18 protein-coding genes and 1 riboswitch are annotated in these 16,124 nt (G+C 66.9%); of the genes, 1 reads left to right on the forward strand and 17 read right to left on the reverse strand.

The window, feature by feature from the left end; translation table 11 throughout:
• Positions 1–8: 8 nt before the first annotated feature.
• The 15 genes from dprA to ACZ9J7_RS19095 all read right to left on the reverse strand — a co-directional run bounded on the left by dprA (position 9) and on the right by ACZ9J7_RS19095 (position 11,621).
• Entirely contained in the window at positions 9–1,187 is a 1,179-nt protein-coding gene (gene dprA / locus ACZ9J7_RS19025) for a DNA-processing protein DprA (RefSeq protein ID WP_476211899.1), read from the reverse strand.
• 74 nt (positions 1,188–1,261) lie between these two features.
• The gene (locus tag ACZ9J7_RS19030; RefSeq protein WP_476211552.1) at positions 1,262–2,806 is read right to left on the reverse strand and encodes a YifB family Mg chelatase-like AAA ATPase; all 1,545 of its coding nucleotides are present in this window, start codon (positions 2,804–2,806) and stop codon (positions 1,262–1,264) included.
• The gene (locus ACZ9J7_RS19035; protein WP_476211553.1) at positions 2,806–3,162 is read right to left on the reverse strand and encodes a YraN family protein; all 357 of its coding nucleotides are present in this window, start codon (positions 3,160–3,162) and stop codon (positions 2,806–2,808) included. The genes ACZ9J7_RS19030 and ACZ9J7_RS19035 overlap by 1 nt, the downstream gene beginning before the upstream one ends.
• Before the next feature lie 108 nt (positions 3,163–3,270).
• Positions 3,271–3,597, reverse strand: coding sequence for a DUF2469 domain-containing protein (locus ACZ9J7_RS19040; RefSeq protein ID WP_056335405.1), 327 nt, complete (start codon positions 3,595–3,597; stop codon positions 3,271–3,273).
• Positions 3,598–3,644: 47 nt separating this feature from the next.
• Positions 3,645–4,430, reverse strand: coding sequence for a ribonuclease HII (locus ACZ9J7_RS19045; RefSeq protein WP_476211554.1), 786 nt, complete (start codon positions 4,428–4,430; stop codon positions 3,645–3,647).
• Between the two features lie 2 nt (positions 4,431–4,432).
• Positions 4,433–5,263, reverse strand: a complete 831-nt coding sequence (gene lepB / locus ACZ9J7_RS19050; RefSeq protein WP_476211555.1) for a signal peptidase I — start codon at positions 5,261–5,263, stop codon at positions 4,433–4,435.
• Positions 5,264–5,941, reverse strand: a complete 678-nt coding sequence (gene lepB, locus ACZ9J7_RS19055; RefSeq protein ID WP_476211556.1) for a signal peptidase I — start codon at positions 5,939–5,941, stop codon at positions 5,264–5,266.
• A gap of 82 nt (positions 5,942–6,023) precedes the next feature.
• Positions 6,024–6,383, reverse strand: coding sequence for a 50S ribosomal protein L19 (rplS, locus tag ACZ9J7_RS19060; protein WP_476211557.1), 360 nt, complete (start codon positions 6,381–6,383; stop codon positions 6,024–6,026).
• A 234-nt stretch (positions 6,384–6,617) separates the two neighbouring features.
• Positions 6,618–7,430 carry a tRNA (guanosine(37)-N1)-methyltransferase TrmD gene (gene trmD, locus ACZ9J7_RS19065; RefSeq protein WP_476211558.1) on the reverse strand — a complete coding sequence of 271 codons (813 nt, stop codon included), beginning with the start codon at positions 7,428–7,430 and terminating at the stop codon, positions 6,618–6,620.
• Complete coding sequence (rimM, locus tag ACZ9J7_RS19070; protein WP_476211559.1) at positions 7,431–7,976, reverse strand: ribosome maturation factor RimM; 546 nt, start codon at positions 7,974–7,976, stop codon at positions 7,431–7,433. It abuts the gene before it with no gap.
• A gap of 115 nt (positions 7,977–8,091) precedes the next feature.
• Positions 8,092–8,334: an RNA-binding protein gene (locus ACZ9J7_RS19075; RefSeq protein WP_013601399.1), complete on the reverse strand. Its 243-nt coding sequence runs from the start codon at positions 8,332–8,334 to the stop codon at positions 8,092–8,094.
• A 1-nt stretch (position 8,335) separates the two neighbouring features.
• Complete coding sequence (rpsP, locus tag ACZ9J7_RS19080; RefSeq protein ID WP_018768286.1) at positions 8,336–8,758, reverse strand: 30S ribosomal protein S16; 423 nt, start codon at positions 8,756–8,758, stop codon at positions 8,336–8,338.
• Between the two features lie 218 nt (positions 8,759–8,976).
• Positions 8,977–9,423, reverse strand: a complete 447-nt coding sequence (locus ACZ9J7_RS19085) for a hypothetical protein (RefSeq protein WP_476211560.1) — start codon at positions 9,421–9,423, stop codon at positions 8,977–8,979.
• Between the two features lie 141 nt (positions 9,424–9,564).
• Positions 9,565–10,440, reverse strand: a complete 876-nt coding sequence (locus ACZ9J7_RS19090) for a VOC family protein (protein WP_476211561.1) — start codon at positions 10,438–10,440, stop codon at positions 9,565–9,567.
• Between the two features lie 98 nt (positions 10,441–10,538).
• Positions 10,539–11,621: an amidohydrolase family protein gene (locus tag ACZ9J7_RS19095; RefSeq protein WP_476211562.1), complete on the reverse strand. Its 1,083-nt coding sequence runs from the start codon at positions 11,619–11,621 to the stop codon at positions 10,539–10,541.
• Positions 11,622–11,698: 77 nt separating this feature from the next.
• A riboswitch (TPP riboswitch) is annotated at positions 11,699–11,806 on the forward strand.
• Here ACZ9J7_RS19095 and thiC point away from each other — a divergent pair.
• Positions 11,802–13,628, forward strand: coding sequence for a phosphomethylpyrimidine synthase ThiC (gene thiC / locus ACZ9J7_RS19100; protein WP_476211563.1), 1,827 nt, complete (start codon positions 11,802–11,804; stop codon positions 13,626–13,628). Its footprint overlaps the riboswitch before it by 5 nt.
• Here the strand turns inward: thiC and ACZ9J7_RS19105 are convergent.
• Together ACZ9J7_RS19105 and ffh are read right to left on the reverse strand one after the other, a co-directional pair.
• Complete coding sequence (locus ACZ9J7_RS19105) at positions 13,625–14,359, reverse strand: alpha/beta hydrolase (RefSeq protein ID WP_476211564.1); 735 nt, start codon at positions 14,357–14,359, stop codon at positions 13,625–13,627. The genes thiC and ACZ9J7_RS19105 overlap by 4 nt on opposite strands.
• 103 nt (positions 14,360–14,462) lie before the next feature.
• Positions 14,463–16,046, reverse strand: coding sequence for a signal recognition particle protein (gene ffh, locus ACZ9J7_RS19110; RefSeq protein WP_476211565.1), 1,584 nt, complete (start codon positions 16,044–16,046; stop codon positions 14,463–14,465).
• Positions 16,047–16,124: the final 78 nt, after the last annotated feature.

Genomic DNA, 16,124 nt, shown 5'->3' on the forward strand with positions numbered 1-16,124 from the left:
TGACACGGTTACCCTTTGCCGCGTTTCCAGCCACCCCGCTCCGCCACGGCCAATCCCAGCAACCCCAGCCGGCCAAGTCCTGCCCGGACCGACTCCTGGCCGAGGCCGGCCACGGCCGAGAGTTTTTCCACCGACGTTGTGGAGCGCAGCGGCAGTGCATCCAGCAGGATCAGGTCCTCCAGGGTCAGCCCGTCCTGGACTGCCGCGTCTGCCGTCCGTTGTTCAGGCAGTCCCGTTCCGCTGGGCGAGGCAAGTTCGGCCACCTCCGCCGCATCGGTGACGCAGACTGCCCCTCCGTCCCGGAGGAGGCGGTGGCACCCGGCCGAGTTGGCGCTGTGGACAGACCCGGGGACAGCGCCGACGGCACGGCCCAGGGCCTCAGCGTGGTGGGCCGTGTTGAGGGCGCCCGAGCGCCAGCGCGCCTCCACCACTACTGTTACCGCGGACAGGGCAGCAATCAGCCGGTTCCGCTGCAGGAAGCGGTAGCGGGTCGGGGCGGACCCCGGCGGTACCTCCGCCAGGACTGCGCCCTGGTTGGCGACAGCACGCAGCAGGTCTTCATTTCCGGACGGATAGAACCTGTCCACTCCCCCTGCCATGACGGCGATGGTAGGCATGGCTGCGGATCCGCCGGCAAGGGCAGCCCGGTGCGCATGGGCGTCAATTCCGTAGGCGCCGCCCGAAAAAATCGTGTAGCCGCGTTGCGCCAGGGAGTACGCGAGGTCTCCGGTGACCGACGCCCCATAGCTGGTGCTGTCCCGGGACCCCACGAGGGCGATGGACTTCTCCAGTGCAGGCAGCGGCTGCTCCTGTCCGCGCCACCAGAGGCAGATGGGTTCCTGGATACCCAGGTCCGCAAGCTGGCCAGGCCACAGCTCATCGCCGGGAATGATGACGCGTCCGCCCAGCCTGGCCATGGTGGCCAGGTCGCGTTCGGGGGCGAGGTCGGGGAGCCGTGGCTGCCAACGCTTCAACGCTGCTGCCAGCCCGGCCCAACTACCGCCCGCTCCGCTGTCTGCCAGGAGTGCGGTGATGTCGCGCTCGAGGCCAGGGCCGGCCGCCACCTGGCCGGTGGCGATCCGCAGTGCGTCCATCGCCCCTGCAAGCTGCACCAGGGCAAGGCCCGCCGCATCCTGCGGTTCCATCAGCCGTGAGAGGGCGGCCCGCGCCAGCCGTTCCGTTTCCATGCCCCGCGTCTTTTCCACAGCCTGTTCCTTTTCCACCCGCAGTTCCATTAGTCCGTTCCGTTCCTGGCCGGCTGTCATGCCGCGGCCGCCGTGGCCTGCCGGAGGCCCAGCGCCTGCCCGATGTCGTTGATGTCAGGCACGTCGCGGCGCCCCAGGTCCGCCAGGGTCCAGGCGAGCCGAAGAACACGGTCGTACCCACGGGCAGTCAGTACTCCGCGCTCCAGCGACTGGTCCAGGATCCGGGTTGCTGCCGGAGCGAGCCGCAGGTCCCCGCGCAGGATCCGTCCGGGCACCTGCGAATTCGTCTCGAGGCCAAAGCGCTGGAGGCGTTCCGCCTGCCGGGCCCGGGCCTCCCGTACCCGGCCCGCCACGGACGCGGTGTCCTCTTCGGCGCCGGATTGACCGAAATCAGCCAGCGAAACCCGCTCCACCTGGAGCTGGATGTCCACCCGGTCCAGCAGGGGCCCGGACATCCTGGCAAGGTAACGGCGGCGCATCACGGGAGTGCAGGTACAGTCCAGCCCTTTGCCCGAGGCCTTGCCGCACGGACACGGATTGGCTGCAAGCACGAGCTGGAAGCGGGCCGGGTACGCCGCGGTACCGGCAGAGCGGTGAATTACCAGTTCCCCGCTTTCCAGGGGCTGGCGCAGGGCATCCAGGACCCGCCGCTCGTATTCCGGCGCCTCGTCCAGGAAGAGCACTCCACGGTGCGCACGCGATGCCGCGCCGGGCCGGGGCAGACCTGAACCGCCGCCGATGATGGCTGCAGCGGTTGCGGAGTGGTGCGGGTTCTCGAAGGGCGGCCTTCTCAGGAGCTGCACAGTGGAGGAGGGCAGGCCGCAGAGCGAATGGATGGCGGTGACCTCCATGGACTCATGGTCGCCGAGGTCGGGCAACAGGCCTGGCAGCCGTTCGGCCAGCATCGTCTTTCCGGCGCCCGGTGGCCCGGTGAGCAGCAGGTGGTGGGCGCCCGCGGCCGCGACCTCCAGGGCCCGGCGGGCGTCGCCCTGGCCGGAGACGTCCGCCATGTCCGGACACGGGCCGGGAAGGGCTGTGCCGTCGCTGGATTCCTCACAATCGTCAGGTTCGAAGTCCAGGGCAAGTTCCTGCGGATCGGCGCCAAAGTCGAGGGCGAGCCGGGCAAGCGTGCGGTAGCCGCGTACCGTCGCGCCCGGGACCAGGGAGGCTTCGGCCAGGTTGGCGCGGGCCACCACGACCTCGGGGTAGCCGGCCTGCACGGCGGCCATGACGGCCGGCAGGATTCCCCTGACCGGCCGGAGCCTGCCGTCCAGCCCCAGCTCGGCGATGAAGACGGTGTGCCCGGTGGGCTTGATGTCGTTCGCGGCCCGCAGGACGGCCATCGTGACGGCGAGGTCGAACCCGGATCCGCGTTTGGGCAGCGAGGCCGGAATGAGGTTGGCGGTGATCTTCCGGCGGCTGAGCGGGATCCCGGAGTTCTTTGCCGCTGACCGGATGCGCTCCTTCGCTTCATTGAGCGACGCATCCGGCAATCCCAGGATGACAAATGCCGGGAGTGTCTGGCCGATGTCCGCCTCAACTTCAACCATGTAGCCGTTCAGGCCCACGAGCGCCACCGAATAGGTGCGGCCCAGCGCCATCACCCCACCCCCTTGAGGTGCTCCACCAGGGGTTCCCCGCCGCCGTCGTCCAGCACCGCGACAACGTCCACGCGGCGCAGCGGCATCCGCAGCTCGCGGTCACGGCACCATGCGGCACCCAACCGGTGCAGCCGTGCAAGTTTTTCCGGGCCCACCGCCTCGAACGGGTGGCCGTAGTCCAGGGAGCGGCGCGTTTTGACTTCGGCTATGACCAGAGCATCACCGTCCAGGGCAACGATGTCGATCTCACCCCCGGGGCACCGCCAGTTCCGCTCCACCACCAACATGCCCAGCGCTTCAAGATAGCCCACAGCGAGGTCTTCGCCGCGCCGGCCCAACAGGTCTTTGGATCTCATGTCCACCTCCACAACCAGCCTGGCGGCGGACGCAGGCGGAAAACAGAAGACCCCCGTCCTATGTGGACAGGGGCCGGTGTGGAGGGAAAGTCGGGCTTTAGCCTGTGCCTAGTTTCCCAGGTCGACGTCCTTGGGCAGTGCGAGCTCCTCGTTGCGGGGCAGTTCCTCGACGTTGACGTCCTTGAAGGTCAGGACCCTGACGCTCTTGACGAACCGGGCGGAACGGTAGACATCCCAGACCCAGGCGTCCTGGAGGGTCAGGTCGAAGTAGACCTCGCCGTCGGCGCTGCGGGCCTGGAGGTCAACATGGTTGGCCAGGTAGAAGCGCCGCTCGGTCTCGACAACGTAGCTGAACAGGCCGACGACGTCGCGGTACTCACGGTAGAGCTGAAGCTCCATGTCGGTTTCATAGTTCTCAAGATCTTCGGCACTCATGCTTCCATCTTGCACCATGTCCGGCGCCCCCGGCGCCGGACATGGTGTCAGTCCCCGTCCGGTGCGTCCGCGCCGGAACCCGCGGCCTCCTGGAGTTCCCCACCCAGGAGCCGCCAGCTGACCCGGTGGTAAGGTGTCGGCCCGGCTTCGCGGAGGACTGACCGGTGCGCGGCTGTGGCGTAGCCCTTGTTGATGTCCCAGCCGTACTCCGGGTATTCGGTGTGCAGGTGGCGCATCATCCGGTCCCGCTCCACCTTGGCGATGACGCTTGCGGCAGCCACGCTGAGGCACTGCATGTCGGCCTTGACCTTGGTATGCACCGGGGCCTCGCAGGCGGCCTCCAGGACGGGCTGGTCGAACAGGGACAGTTGCTCTGCGGGTGAGAGCCAGTTGTGGCTTCCATCCAGCAGTACAGCTTCCGGGACAACGCCCGCGTCCAGGATGCTGCCCCAGGCACGGGTTCCGGCCAGCCTCAGGGCGGCGATGATGCCGAGCGAATCGATCTCTCCGGCGGTGGCGTGTCCCACCGCGGAGGCCACGCTCCAGCGCCGCACCAGGGGATCGAGCCGTTCCCGCTCGGACGGGCTCAGCAGCTTGCTGTCGCGCACACCGGCCAGCGGCTTTTGGCGCTCAAGATCCACGACGGCGATTCCGACGCTCACAGGTCCTGCAAGCGCTCCCCGGCCCACCTCGTCTACGCCGGCCAGGAACCGGATTCCCTGGGCTTTGAAGGTGCGCTCATGCCGCAGCGTTGGCGCCTTGGTTCCCCTGGCGGCAGGCTTGCGGGCGGGGCGCCCTGAGGCGGCTGGGGAGGCCTGTACCGCGGAGGACATGGTCAGTGGGCCGCCGGAACGCTCTTGAAGACGTCAGGGTAGTTGTCCAGGGTCTTGATCCTGTTCAGCGGCCATGCAATCACGGCAGCCTTGCCCTCGAGGTCCTTGAGGTCGACGAATCCGCCGTCGGTCTCCATGTGCGCGCGGGAGTCGGCGGAGTGGTTCCGGTTATCACCCATCACCCACACCTTGCCCTCCGGGACGGTGACATCGAAGTTGCGGACCTGCGGGACTTCGGCGGGGTTGATGTACGTCTCGTCGATGGCAGTGCCGTTAATGGTCAGTTTACCGCCGGCGTCGCAGCAGACCACGTGGTCCCCCGGCAGTCCGATGACCCGCTTGACGAGGTGCTGCTCAGAGTTGTCCGGCAGGAGCCCAACGAACGTCAGGCCGTCCTGGACCCAGGTGAAGGGGCCCTGGGACTTGGCCGGGGCCGGCGGCAACCAGCCTTTGGTGTCACGGAAGACGACGACGTCGCCACGGCTCAGGGCAAAGGGCTCGGGAACCAGGAGGTTGACGAAGATCCTGTCGTCGACGTCCAGGGTGTTCACCATGGATTCGGACGGGATGAAGAAGGCGCGGAAAAGGAAGGTCTTGATGAGGAAGGACAGCACCACGGCGATGACAACCACGGTGGCAATTTCCTTCAGCCAGCCCAGGAAGGGATTCCCGGCGGGCTTGCCGGCGGCTTTGGACCCCAACCGGTTGCGCCTGCTGGCGGGAGCTTCCGGCTCAGGGCCTTCGCCGGGCACGGAAGAAGAGGCTGGAACGTCCGGTTCCCCGGAAGCGCCGTCATGGCGCGGTTCAGGGTTCCGCGCGTGGTTCTCGGGCATTTACCGTCCGTTCTCTGTTGTGGGCCCCGGTGCGGGCGGCCGTGCTACTGGGGCAAATCTATCAAGCGGCCAGAGGATCTGGACCGGCCTGCCGATCACCCGGTCGAGTGGAACGAGTCCACCGCCGGGAGCACCGAGCAGGCTGCGTGAATCGGCGGACACGGACCGGTGGTCCCCCATCAGCCACAGCCTGCCCTCGGGAACCACCGTGTTGAACTTCTGCGTACTCGGCGCATCCCCGGGGAAGACATAAGGCTCATCCAGCGCCGTCCCGTTGACCGTGACTTTCCCTCCGGCATCACAGCAGACCACGGTGTCACCGGGGAGGCCGATCACTCGCTTGACGTAGGTGGTGTCGCTGCCGGCCAGCCCAAGCCATTGCATGGCGGAGGCGGCGGCGTCCACCAGCGGGCCTTTGCCGCTGTTCAGGGGCGCAAAGCTGCCGCGCCCGTCGAAAACGACAACGTCGCCATGGCGGATGGGTTCAGTTTGGAAGTCTGTGCGCGAGACAAGGATCCGGTCGCCGCCTTCCAGGAGCGGCTCCATGGACTCCGAGGGAATGAAGTAGACATCGAGCCAGAGGGACCTGACCAGGCCGCTGATGGCGACGGCGAGGAGCAGTGCCAGAAAGACAAAACGCCAGCCCATTTTGCGGGGCTGGCGTTTTGTCTGGTGCATGGTCCGTATCCTGGCGCTGGTGCATTGCTCCGGCGCTTGCCGGGTACGGCCGCGCTCCAGTCGGCGGTAAGTCCGAAAGGACCTACTTTGCGGAGCTGAAGTCGCGCTTTTCCTTGATCTTGGCGGCCTTGCCACGCAGCGCACGCATGTAGTACAGCTTGGCGCGGCGGACGTCACCCTTGGTGACAACCTCGATCTTTTCGATGATCGGGGAGTGCACCGGGAAGGTACGCTCCACGCCGACACCGAAGGAAACCTTGCGGACCGTGAAGGTTTCGCGAACGCCGTCACCCTGGCGGCCCAGGACGAAGCCCTGGAAGACCTGGACACGGGTGTTCTTGCCTTCGATGATGTTCACGTGCACCTTGAGGGTGTCGCCCGCGCGGAACTGGGGAACATCGTTGCGCAGCGAGGCTGCGTCGAGGGAATCGAGAATATGCATGATTGCACTCCTGGTGAACGCCACAGGTCATTCACTTTAGGTCACGGCAGGCAAGTCCGGCTGCTGTAAAGCAGGCCGGGGGCTCACCGCCGAAGTAAAGTCCCGGCCGCTTCAAGGGTTGAGGGAGCCGGTTGTCAGGCTGTTGGCCGCGCTACCCCCTGTGGCAGGTGCGGACCCAGCAGACACAAGGGTTAATTTTGCCACAGCGGCAGGGTTACGCCAATTCGGCCGGCGTTAGTCCCGGCGTTCAGCCGGCTCGGCCGGGCGGCGGGCAAGCCTGCCGCCCACGACGTCGTAGCCCAGGTTGTTCAGTTCGGTGCGGTCCGCGCGTGGGAGGCTCCCGGCGTCGAACCCTTCAAGGAGGTCCGGCCGGCGCTCCGCCGTCCGGCGGTATTGTTCGTGCCGGCGCCACTGAGCGATCTTTCCGTGGTTGCCGCTGAGGAGCACCGGGGGCACCTCCCGGTCCCGCCACACGGAGGGCTTGGTGTAGACCGGATACTCGAGGAGCCCGTCGGAGTGGGATTCCTCCACCAGCGATTCGGGATTGCCCACCACGCCCGGCAGCAGGCGGCCGATGGCCTCCACCATGGCCAGGACGGCCACTTCGCCGCCGTTGAGCACGTAGTCGCCCAGGCTCACGGGCCGGACGGTGAAGTGCTCCTGCGCCCATTCGATGACCCTCTCATCGATGCCCTCGTACCGCCCGCACGCAAATGCCAGGTGCTGTTCCTCGGCAAGCTCGTAGGCGAGGGCCTGGGTGAACCGCTCCCCCGCGGGCGACGGAACAATCAACACGGGCTTGCGATCCTTTTCCGGGCGCCCTTCGGCCACCGCGGCAAGAGCCTGCGCCCAGGGCTCGGGCTTCATGACCATACCGGCGCCCCCGCCGTACGGGGTGTCGTCGACGGAACGGTGCTTGTCCGTGGTGAAGCTGCGCAGGTCGTGGACATGCAGGTCCAGGATGCCGTCCTGGCGGGCCTTGCCAATCAGCGAGAGTTCAAGCGGGGCAAGGTATTCGGGGAAGATGCTGACGACGTCGATCCGCATCTAGTCCCGGCCTTCCGTTTCCGGGGCGGCGGCTTCGTCCGAGTTCAGTTCGAAGAGGCCGTCCGGCGGGGTAAGGAGAATGAAGCCTTCGCCGGGGTTTACTTCCGGGACGATCTGCTCCACGAACGGGATGAGGACCTCTTCGCCGGCCGGGGTGGTGACCACCAGGAGGTCCTGGACCGGCATGGTGTTCAGCGCTGTCACCTTGCCCACCACCTGCGGGCCCACCCGGGCCTCCAGGCCGACCAGTTCGTGCTCGTACCAGCCTTCGTCGTCGTCTTCCTCCAGCTCTTCGGTCTCGATGAAGAGCTTGGCACCGCGAAGGGTTTCGGCCCTGTTGCGGTCTGCCACTTCCTCGAAGCCAAGCAGCAGGATGTCCTTGTTCCAGCGCGCGCTGCTCAAGGTCAGCGGACCGGACGCTGCGGGCTCCACCACGAATTCCGTTCCGGGGACAAACCTGTCCTCCGGGGCGTCGGTCAGCACCTGGACGGTGACTTCCCCGCGAATGCCGTGCGGCTTGCCAATCCGTGCCACCTGAAGCTGCATCTGTTCCTCTGTTCCGGGTTGTGGTGGTGCTAGTGAAGCTATGTGCTTGGAAAGAACTCCGGCCCCTCCACCTGGTGGTGGAGGGGCCGGAACAAAACTGAATATTGCCGAGCGCTCAGCGGCGGCGGTCGGTGTCGACGACGTCGACCCTTACCGGTTCGCCGCCGGCCAGTGCTGCCACCACGGTGCGCAGTGCGCGTGCCGTGCGGCCCTGGCGGCCGATCACCCGTCCGAGGTCGTCCTGGTGAACGCGCACCTCGAGGGTGTCCCCGCGGCGGTTGCTCTTTGAACTGACCTTGACGTCGTCCGGGGAATCAACGATTCCGCGGACCAGGTGCTCCAGCGCTTCTGCCAGCAATTTACTCAGCCTCGGTGGTCTCAGCTTCGGCGTCGGCCGGGGCCTCGGCAGCGTCAGACTTGGAGGCCTTCTTGGTGATGGCTTCCGGGATGATGACCGAGCCCTTCTCCGGAGCAACGAAAGCTTCCTTCGCGACCTTGGTCTTGAGGGTGCCTTCCTGGCCCGGCAGGCCCTTGAACTTCTGCCAGTCACCGGTGATCTTCAGGATCGCGGCAACCTGCTCGGACGGCTGGGCGCCGACGGAGAGCCAGTACTGGGCACGCTCGGAGTTGACCTCGATGAACGAGGGCTCTTCGGTGGGGTGGTACTTGCCGATCTCCTCGATGGCGCGGCCATCACGCTTGGTGCGTGAGTCCGCGACGACGATGCGGTAGTACGGGGCGCGCATCTTGCCGAAGCGCTTAAGGCGAATCTTTACGGCCACTTTTGTGGTCACTCCTGTTTCAGAAAAAGGGGTGAACCCGGCTTTCTGCACCCGTGGGGCGGGCCGTACTTGCGGGCTCGAAGGACAGGATCCGGACGCGGAGAGAGGGGCCACGCAGATCGAGTACCTGTTTATTGTGCCAGATGAACGCCGTTATTTCGACTTGGCGCGGGCGCCGGTGACACTGCGCGAAGGTTTCCCGGGCGCGGCCGGGAGGGTCAGGCGGACCAAACGTAGAGTCCAGTCCGCTCGGAATCGTTGATTCCGGCGGCAAGCGCCGCGAGCTGCTGCACGTAGGTCCGCGCCTGGGCGGCAGCGAACGGCATGTCCTCCTGGCCGGCCCACTGCTCGGCAACATCGTCGAGGACGTTTCCCTCGCCTTCGGTTTCGTAGGTGAGGAGGTCCGCCAGGGCGCGGACCATGGCCGGCGGGACGGCGAGGAGGGAGTCGCTTGCGACGTCCACCATGGTCAGCTCGTAGTCGGCTCCGCCGGCATGGACGGCCGTCCCGGCAAGATCGCCGAGCTGTTCCAGTTCAAAATCGGTGATTCCCTCGATCCGCACCGCAGCAGTGTCCGCCGCGGAGGCGCTGCGGCCTTCATCAAGGAGGCCGGCATGTTTCAGCGCGGCGTCATGGGTGGCGACAAAGATCTCGGTGAAGCCCATGGCTGGTGTCCTTCTTCCGTTGACGGAGCTGCCCGCCGGACACTTCCTGCCGCCCGGCCGTACGGAATCAGCCTAGTAGCTGCAGGGGCGCCCTTGCACGCCGGACCGGCCTCCCGCGAAGTGGCGCGGGAGGCCCAGCGGTCAGCGGACGGCGACGCGGATCCGGTTGCGCCACGGATCTTCGAACCGAAGCTCCGAGCCCGTGTGGTGAGCCGGCACCCCGGCAACCTTAAGGCGGTCAGTCAGGGCGCCGACGTCGTCCCCCGACGGAACCTCGATCAGCACCTCACCCAGCCCAAGGGTGTCCTTGCGCGGACCTGCGCCGCGGCTGTTCCAGACGTTCATGGCCATGTGGTGGTGGTAGCGGCCCGCGGAAACGAACAGTGCCTGCCCGTGCCAGCCCGCGGTCTTTTCGAACCCGAGGGTCCCCACGTAGAAGTCCCGGGCGGTCTGCACATCGCCAACCTGGAGGTGGACGTGGCCCACGCCGGCGGCCGTTTGCCGCTGCCCCTCCAGGGACTCCTCGGTAAGGTACTGCTCGAGGTAGCGCTGCGGCGGGAGCGCCAGGCTGTCCATGACCACGTCGGTCCCGTTCCAGGACCAGTTGCTGCGGGGACGGTCCCAGTACAGTTCGATGCCGTTGCCCTCGGGGTCGGTGAAGTAGAAGGCTTCGCTGACCAGATGGTCGGCACTGCCGGTGAAGGCCCGCGGCTCGTACTGGGCTGCCGTGGCGACGGTGGCGGCGAGGGAAGCCTGGTCCTCGAAGAGCAGCGCGGTGTGGAACAGGCCTGCCTCTCCCCTGCCGGGAAGGTGCAGTCCGGGAGCCGGCGCGAGGTGGACCAGCGGCCTGCCGATGCGGCCAAGGTAGAGCCCGCCATCCTGCTCGGCTACCACCTCAAGGCCCAGTGCGCGCTGGTAGTAGTCGGTCATGACCTTCATGTCGCCCACCTTGAGCATCACGGTGCCCATGGCGAGGTCGGCAGGAAGAAGATCCTGGCTGCTGGCTGATGCGGTCATTGAAGGCTCCTTGCATTGGCGGCCGTCCCGTTGGCGGCCTGTCACACATTAAAATTACTTGAAGCTTCAATTTATTCCAAGTCCCGGTGAGCCGTTTGTCAGCGAATGATCCGCCCGCCCAACACCACGTGCTCCAGGGCCGTAATGGTCTCCGGCGCCGCCCGCGGGTCTTCCCGGCACACGACGACGTCGGCGCGGGCGCCCTCCTCCAGCCCGTCCGCTCCCAGCCACGCACGGGCTGCCCAGCAGGCGGCGTCCAGGGCCGCCTCCATAGGCAGGCCTGCACCATGCAGGGCAAGGATTTCGTCCGTGATCCTGCCGTGCCGGATAACGCTGCCCGCATCCGTACCGGCAAAAATGCGGACCCCTGCGGCATGGGCTTCCGCTACCCGCTCCATCCTGCGTTCCCAGAGGGCGCGCATGTGGGCGGCATACCGCGGGAACTTGGGCTCCGCCTGCGCAGCAATGTCGGGGAAGGTGGCGATATTGATGAGCGTGGGCACGATCGGTACACCTTGCTCCGCGAACCGGGGCACGTGGCGGGGCAGCAGTCCGGTAGCGTGCTCGACGCAGTCAATGCCTGCGTCCAGCACCTGGTCCAGGGTGTCTTCGGCGAAGCAGTGCGCTGTCACCCGGGCCCCTTCGTCGTGTGCGGCCCGGACGGCATCGCGTACGACGTCGGCAGGAAACGACGGCGACAAGTCGCCTGCGCCGCGGTCAATCCAGTCCCCCACGAGCTTGACCCAGCCGTCGCCGTCGCGCGCCTGCTTGCGGACGGCCTCCACGAGGCCCCCGGGCTCCACTTCCTCGGCGAACCCCCGCAGGTAGCGGCGCGTCCGGGCGATATGGCGCCCCGCCCGGATCAACACCGGGAAGTCCCTGCCGCCCTGCATCCAGCGGGTATCTGCCGGCGAGCCCGCATCCCGGACCAGCAAGGTTCCGGCGTTGAGGTCCGCGCGTGCCTGGTCCCTGGCGGCCGCGGGTTCGACCGGACCAGCGGCACCCAGCCCAATGTGGCAGTGGGCGTCCACGAAGCCCGGGAGCACCCAGCCGTCCAAAATCCGGTCCGGAGCAGCCGCCGGCCTGCTGAACGTAAGCCTGCCGTCCACGGACCAGAGCCCGTGCCGCACCCTGTCCGGTGCAGTGAGGACGGGGCCTCGGAAGTGGATGATGTCTGCCATGGGGCTCCTTTCGATGCCCGGTCAGGCTAGCACCGGAATTATGACAAGGGCGCTCCAGGTGCCTGTGATAGCTTCGTTCCTGACCACACGGGTGCCCTTGCAGGGGCTGAGATCGGGCTGACGCAGCCTGCGACCGTTGAACCTGTCCGGGTAATGCCGGCGAAGGAAGTGAGTATTCCCTTGAGTACGCAAAACACCCAGTTGAACCCTGCCCTCCAACCGTCCGACGGGGAGCCCGGCGGCGTTTCCGTGCCGCCGGTAACCCAGTCGCTGAAGTCGCATTCGCTCGCGTACGTTGCGGATGAGGCGTGCGGTATCCGTGTACCGGTGACCGAAATTGCCCTTGAGCCGTCCCCCAACGGCCAGCCGAACGCACCCTTTCGGACCTACAGGACCGCCGGACCCGGCAGCGACCCCGTCCGCGGCCTGCAGCCCTTCCGCTCCGAGTGGATCGCGGCACGGGCTGACACCGAGCCTTACGGCGGCCGGGAGCGCAACCTGCTCGACGACGGCCGCTCGGCCGTGCGCCGCGGCGCCGCCTCCGCGGAGTGGAAGGGTGCGCAGCCGGTGCCCCGCCGCGCCGTCGACGGCCGGACGGTGACGCAGATGCACTATGCCCGGCAGGGAATCGTCACGCAGGAAATGCGGTTCGTGGCGCTGCGCGAAAACTGCGATGTGGAGTTGGTGCGCAGCGAAGTGGCTGCCGGCCGCGCCATCATTCCCAACAACATCAACCATCCGGAATCCGAGCCCATGATCATCGGCAAGGCCTTCCTGGTGAAGATCAACGCGAACATCGGCAACTCGGCCGTGACGAGTTCAATCGCCGAGGAAGTGGACAAGCTGCAGTGGGCCACCCAGTGGGGTGCCGACACCGTCATGGACCTCTCCACCGGCGACGACATCCACACCACGCGCGAGTGGATCCTCCGCAACTCCCCCGTGCCCATTGGAACCGTCCCCATCTACCAGGCGCTGGAGAAGGTCAACGGCGAGGCCAACGCCCTGACCTGGGAGATCTTCCGCGACACCGTGATCGAACAGTGCGAGCAGGGCGTGGACTACATGACCATCCACGCCGGCGTGCTGCTGCGGTATATCCCGCTGACGGCCAACCGGGTGACCGGCATCGTCTCGCGCGGCGGCTCCATCATGGCCGGCTGGTGCCTGGCCCACCACCAGGAGAACTTCCTGTACACGCACTTCTATGAGCTCTGCGAAATCTTCGCCAAATACGACGTCGCCTTCTCGCTGGGCGACGGCCTCCGCCCCGGCTCCACGGCGGACGCCAACGACGCCGCCCAGTTCGCCGAGCTGGACACCCTCGCCGAACTGACGCAGCGGGCGTGGGAATACGACGTGCAGGTGATGGTGGAAGGGCCCGGCCACGTTCCCTTCCACCTGGTCCGCGAGAACGTGGAGCGGCAGCAGGAACTCTGCAAGGGTGCGCCCTTCTATACCCTGGGGCCCCTGGTGACGGATGTGGCGCCGGGGTATGACCACATCACCTCGGCCATTGGCGCCACCGAGATCGCCCGGTACGGCACTGCCATGCTTTGCTACGTCACGCCGAAGGAACACCTGGGCCTGCCCAACAAGGACGACGTGAAAACGGGGGTGATCACCTACAAGATCGCAGCGCACGCCGCAGACCTGGCCAAGGGCCACCCCGGGGCGCATGAGCGCGATGATGCCCTGTCCAAGGCAAGGTTCGAGTTCCGCTGGCGGGACCAGTTCGCGCTGTCTTTGGACCCCGTGACCGCGGAGTCGTTCCACGATGAGACGCTGCCGGCCGAACCGGCCAAGACGGCGCACTTTTGTTCCATGTGTGGTCCGAAGTTCTGCTCCATGCGGATCAGCCAGGACATCCGGGACGAATACGGGTCCGCGGAGGCGCAGGCTGCGCTGGCGGACATGGCCTCCGGCATGCGGGAGAAGAGCGAGGAGTTCCTGGCAGCCGGCGGCAAGGTGTACCTGCCGGAGCTGCGGGTCCCCGCCGAAGGCTAGGACGCCCGGGCGGGCTGGCTCCTGCTGACCCCACTGATGAACTGGCGGATGGCCCGGTCCCCATCCAGGGAGTCCTGGGGCCGGTGCCCTCCCGCGGCAACGCGGTGCAGGGCACCGGTCTCCCGGAGGTACCCGGCAATTTCCTCATAAAGCGGCTCCCACCCTCCGGTGAGCACCAGGGTGGGGACGCCCGGAACAATGTGCAGCGGCGCTTCCCACGAAGGCTCCTGCAGCCGCAGCCGCCGCGCGGACCGTCTCTCCTCGGCGGTGGCAGGCTGCTGGAGGTCGGTGGCGTAGATCCTGCGCACGAACTCGCGCTGGAAGTCGTCATCGCTGAGTTGGTGGCGGACGTCGAACAGTGGCTGCATCAGGCCGATGTGGGCGGCCGTGGCCGGCAGTTCCGCGGTCAGGGACAGGCAGGCGGGCTCCACCAGGGTCAGGGAAAAGACCAGGTCGGGGCGTTCAACGGCGGCCATCATGGCCGCGATGGCACCCTGGGCGTGTGCCACCACGTGTCCGCCGGCGGCGCCACGGCCGTCGTCCCCCAGGGACCGCAGGATGATCGCGGTGTCTTCCGCGAACGAAGATTCCACCGGCTCCGCGACGGCATCGTAGCCGTGCCGGCGGAGGAACAGGGCGTCATAGGACAGTGCCATGCCGTGCTGGCGGGGCCACGCGGCGGCACCGAAACTTCCGGCGCCGTGCACGAAAACTACCCTCTGCTTGAACATGTCCCAACCCTATTCCACGCCGCCGACATCCCAACGAAAAAGCGCCAGGTGTCGTCTTGAGCGGTCAAGACGGCACCTGGCGCTTCCTGATGCCGGGGAACTCCTATTTGCCCAGGAACTTGTCGAAGCCCTTGGGAAGGTTCAGCGAGGACGGGTCGAAGTCGCCGCCCTGCTGGCCGAACGCAGCACCGGTGGGGAGCGCCTTGGCGGCGTTGGCACGGCGGGCTTCCGCCTCCTTGCGCTCCTGTGCCGCCTTGGCGGGGTTGCCGGATTTTGCCTTCTTCTTCGGTGCGTTCTTTGCGTTCTTCCGCGCGCCGCCCCCGGCTCCGGGCATGCCGGGCATTCCGGGCATCCCCGGCATGCCGCCCTGGGCCATCTTCTTCATCATCTTCTGGGCCTGGGCGAAGCGCTCCAGCAGGCCGTTGACCTCGGACACGTGGACACCGGAGCCACGGGCAATACGTGCCCGGCGCGAGCCGTTGATGATCTTGGGCGCCAGGCGCTCGTGCGGGGTCATGGACCGGACGATCGCTTCTACGCGGTCGATTTCCCGCTCGTCGAACTGTTCCAGCTGCTGCCGGATGTTCTGCGCGCCCGGCATCATCATGAGCATCTTCTTCATGGAGCCCATGTTGCGGATCTGCTGCATCTGGGCCAGGAAGTCTTCGAGGGTGAAGTCTTCCTGGTCGGCGAATTTCTTCGCCATCCGGGCAGCTTCGTCCTTGTCCCAGGCCTTTTCGGCCTGCTCGATGAGCGTGAGGATGTCGCCCATGTCCAGGATGCGCGAGGCCATCCGGTCCGGGTGGAAGAGCTCGAAGTCGTCCAGGCCTTCGCCGGTGGAGGCGAACATGACCGGCTTGCCGGTGACCGACGCAACGGACAGTGCGGCACCACCGCGGGCATCGCCGTCGAGCTTGGACAGCACGATGCCGGTGAAGTTCACGCCTTCATCGAACGCGAGCGCCGTGTTGACGGCGTCCTGGCCGATCATCGAGTCGATCACGAACAGCACTTCGTTGGGGACGATGGCGCGGCGGATCTGGCGGGCCTGCTCCATCATGCCGGCGTCCACGCCAAGGCGGCCGGCGGTGTCGACGATCACGACGTCGTGCAGCTTCTGGCGTGCTTCCTCCACACCGGCGCGGGCGACGGCGACCGGGTCACCGGCGGGCTGGTCCAGCTCCGTGGAGGTGGCTCCCGGGTGCGGGGCGAAGACCGGCACGTTGGCGCGCTGGCCCACCACCTGGAGCTGGGTGACGGCGTTGGGGCGCTGGAGGTCGCAGGCCACCAGCATGGGGCTGTGGCCCTGGGCCTTCAGCCACTTGGACAGCTTGCCGGCCAGGGTGGTCTTGCCCGCGCCCTGGAGGCCCGCAAGCATGATGACGGTGGGGCCGTTCTTTGCCAGCCGGATGCGCCGGGTTTCACCGCCGAGGATCTCCACGAGTTCCTCATTGACGATCTTAACGATCTGCTGGCTGGGGTTCAGCGCGCCGGAGACTTCAGCTCCCAGTGCGCGTTCGCGGACGCGCCCGGTGAACTCGCGGACCACCGGAACGGCGACGTCAGCGTCCAGGAGGGCACGGCGGATCTCCCGGACGGTGGCATCGACATCGGCCTCCGTCAGGCGGCCCTTGCCGCGGAGATTCTTGAAGGTTGCTGTCAACCGGTCAGACAGTGAATTGAACACGCGCCGTGAACTTCTTTCAGGAGATGATCGGGACTCGACTATCTAGGGTATCAAGTCAGGCACGGTAGATGGCATGCT

This window comes from Pseudarthrobacter sp. TE9888, from assembly GCF_056279345.1.

Excerpts from the sequence above, each read along its gene's own strand:
- ACZ9J7_RS19085 (WP_476211560.1), bottom strand. The coding sequence starts at position 9,423 with ATGGGCTTCACCGAGATCTTTGTCGCCACCCATGACGCCGCGCTGAAA.
- ACZ9J7_RS19035 (WP_476211553.1), bottom strand. The coding sequence starts at position 3,162 with ATGAGATCCAAAGACCTGTTGGGCCGGCGCGGCGAAGACCTCGCTGTG.
- rimM (WP_476211559.1), bottom strand. The coding sequence starts at position 7,976 with ATGCAGCTTCAGGTGGCACGGATTGGCAAGCCGCACGGCATTCGCGGG.
- rplS (WP_476211557.1), bottom strand. The coding sequence starts at position 6,383 with ATGCATATTCTCGATTCCCTCGACGCAGCCTCGCTGCGCAACGATGTT.
- ACZ9J7_RS19105 (WP_476211564.1), bottom strand. The coding sequence starts at position 14,359 with ATGTTCAAGCAGAGGGTAGTTTTCGTGCACGGCGCCGGAAGTTTCGGT.
- dprA (WP_476211899.1), bottom strand. The coding sequence starts at position 1,187 with ATGGAAACGGAACGGCTGGCGCGGGCCGCCCTCTCACGGCTGATGGAA.
- lepB (WP_476211555.1), bottom strand. The coding sequence starts at position 5,263 with ATGCCCGAGAACCACGCGCGGAACCCTGAACCGCGCCATGACGGCGCT.
- ACZ9J7_RS19040 (WP_056335405.1), bottom strand. The coding sequence starts at position 3,597 with ATGAGTGCCGAAGATCTTGAGAACTATGAAACCGACATGGAGCTTCAG.
- trmD (WP_476211558.1), bottom strand. The coding sequence starts at position 7,430 with ATGCGGATCGACGTCGTCAGCATCTTCCCCGAATACCTTGCCCCGCTT.
- ACZ9J7_RS19030 (WP_476211552.1), bottom strand. The coding sequence starts at position 2,806 with ATGGCGCTGGGCCGCACCTATTCGGTGGCGCTCGTGGGCCTGAACGGC.
- lepB (WP_476211556.1), bottom strand. The coding sequence starts at position 5,941 with ATGCACCAGACAAAACGCCAGCCCCGCAAAATGGGCTGGCGTTTTGTC.
- ACZ9J7_RS19045 (WP_476211554.1), bottom strand. The coding sequence starts at position 4,430 with ATGTCCTCCGCGGTACAGGCCTCCCCAGCCGCCTCAGGGCGCCCCGCC.
- ACZ9J7_RS19095 (WP_476211562.1), bottom strand. The coding sequence starts at position 11,621 with ATGGCAGACATCATCCACTTCCGAGGCCCCGTCCTCACTGCACCGGAC.
- ACZ9J7_RS19090 (WP_476211561.1), bottom strand. The coding sequence starts at position 10,440 with ATGACCGCATCAGCCAGCAGCCAGGATCTTCTTCCTGCCGACCTCGCC.